This window comes from Psychromonas sp. (genome assembly GCF_983033635.1).
Window position 1 is genome coordinate 1 of record NZ_CEZLMY010000290.1, and the last position, 2704, is coordinate 2704.

The following is a 2704-nucleotide window of genomic DNA, read 5'->3' on the forward strand; positions in this document are numbered from 1 at the left end:
ATACATTTGTCCGTCGCGAGCGCCGGACTCATGCACCTTGAGCCAGTCCTGTAGCAGCTTTGCCGACTCTTCGGCTGCGCCGTCATCATGCAGTATATGTGCTAAACCATGAATGGAATAGAGTGCCTGAGGCCGAATGTCCAAAGCCCGTTCAATAAGCTCGCGTCCACGCTTGCGTTGCCCTGCTTCACTCGCGGCAAATCCTAGCCGGGCAAGGAATGCCCAATCGTTGCCTAAAGCTTCTTCAACGGACTCGAATACATTCAGCACGGCATCCAATTTTTTGGGGCCACCGTAAAAAAACAGATACCCCGTTAGCAGGGAAATCACTAACAGATCGGCAGGCGTAGTTTCGATGTAGGCCAGTGCCTTTGCCAATGTAGCATCAGGCAGGTCAATCAAGCCGATAAGAACATCGATATGTTCATGTTCCCAGTCGGTTGCGTTCAATGATGCCCGTTCTGCAAGTTCTCGGTAGACTTTAGCATCCGGCTCGCCAACATCTTGTGCCACGTAATAGCGCGCAGCTGCAGCTAAAGCAAAATCCTTATCTAGCTCAAGGGCCTTATCAAGGGTTTCGGCCGCGCCAGATTCTGACCCTAGAATTAAATCGACTGCTTCCTGGTATAGTTTAACAGCTTCAGAGGACTCACTTGATAGTGTGTTACCAGTGCGTGTTTCGAACATGGGAAATCCTTATACAGTAGTTAATCCACCCCGGCAAAACCGGGGGCTAATTAGCGGAGTTCCTCAAAGGCACAGAGCTCAATTACGTTCGACCGTAAAACGACTTTATTTGCCTGTCCTCTTTATCTCCAGTAGTCGACTGGTTAATCTGTGCAAATATATTGCTGAAGAAATTTATTTGAAGTTCTCGTTGTGCATTCGTTTAGGTTTATTTATCTGGGCCGGAGAACATTATATTCCTAATATTAGTAACAATTCCTCTCTGACCCAGTTTTACGTTTTGCATAAAGCAATGTTACTTTTCCTAATGATAATAAAAGTAAAATAATTGCACCTTCTGGCTCAGAAGCATCAAATGCTATCGCACTTAGGCTAATGTTAGACAAGAAGCCTAAAATAACATAACTCTTGTTGTTTTTTTTCGAACTCATTTTCCTTGGCAGAGTAAATGCTTTTCCAGATGCCGATAAAGGCGGTAATAGCTACTACACCAGATAAAAAAGATATGACCATTACAGTGTCAAAAATTTAGCTTAAGGTAAATATGATTTATTTTATTCATCTATATCAAATAATTTAACAATACCAACGTGCTGTATTCAGTTGTTGAGAATGCACTCAATCTGGTTGAGCCTAATCTTGATATTTTTGCATAGATGATGAAGGCGCTTGATAAATCAGTTATTGATAAGCCATCAATTCAAGTCGCTAAAACAAATCCAGACAACCTTATCACCCGAGGTCTTAGCAAAAGAACCGTTGATGTGATTGCAAGTCGTATCCGAATAATTCTACTCCTCCGTCAGAACTGCAATAAAATCTGAAGGTTATATTGTTAATGAGGGGGAATCCAAACTTTTAAAAAGTAATCAGCGGAAAATAGTGACTGGATTGGTGGTTTCTGAATCTACTGTACGTGTTCCAAAAAAAGCCCGTCGAGATTATCGTAAACAATCTTATTATTTGCTCAAGAATGGTCTTGAACAGTGTAATGGAGTATAGGAGAATTTAACCCTCTTTATATTGATGAGATAATTGGTAAAGGACAATATATTCTATCTGTAGAACCTGACAACAAGTATGTACGAGATTCACTGTTCCAGTTAGGTGGGCTAAAGAAAGAATTATTCTGTTTATAGTGGTCAAGGAAAAGCGTAAAAAAAGGCGAGATATAATAACAATTGAGATAATAACTAACCGAGATGAGTCTGAATGACACTATCTGTTGCTCCCTGTGGCTTAGTTAAAATGGCCACTCATTTAGAGTTAAATGAATAATGTTTTGTAAGTCGGTTCACGCCCTGAGGATTAGTTCAAGCTTTTCCTCAGTCTAATAATGGTGAACCGCGATCTTTTAATGCTCTTAAATAACGAACTTCGTTATAAGGCTTGTGATCCTGCCAGCACCTATAAACAATTCTGATCCATTTGAATGCAAGGGCACGAATAGCGGCTTGATGTGAACTGCCCAATTCTCTTTTTTTGAGATAAAAAATTTTAGCCCAATACGAACTATAAATTGAATGAGAAGCCCATTCGATAAATGTCTGCCTCAAAAACTTAGGGCATTGCCAACGCCAATGTACCCATGACTTTTTACCACTACGCTCTGTAACTGGGGCTATTCCTGCATATTGTTGTAGCTGTTGAGCAGAAGTGAATCGGTCTCTTTGCTCACCTAAACCTGCTAGTAATCGTGCGGATAGGCAAGCTTATATTCCTGGTAGACCTGTAAATAATTCGGCGTCAGGTAATATTTTCATTAACTCTTCGATTTTATGATCGAACAGTTTTATGTGCTTCATTGCACATATAATTCACTCTAGTAAAGCTGTCATAAACAGAGAATGGGTATCAATGACTGCTTCATCTTCAGTTAGCGGCATTGCCTCTTTTATGGCATTTACACGCTTAGTAATTTTCTGTATATCACGTATATAGTTATTATGAAAAAAGTCCTACAAGGTGTCTTTGTGGGCTCTCTGTGCTTGCTGAAGAGTGGGCCAACGAGTCATAA

General features: G+C 40.6%; 1 protein-coding gene and 1 pseudogene. Both read right to left on the reverse strand.

Features of this window, described 5'->3' with window-relative positions:
- A partial coding sequence (locus tag AC4GME_RS18600; protein ID WP_490380017.1) for a tetratricopeptide repeat protein occupies nucleotides 1-687 on the reverse strand: 687 nt, incomplete at its 3' end.
- Between the two features lie 1325 nt (nucleotides 688-2012).
- Nucleotides 2013-2381: pseudogene (locus tag AC4GME_RS18605) on the reverse strand (transposase); the annotation flags it as partial.
- Nucleotides 2382-2704: the final 323 nt, after the last annotated feature.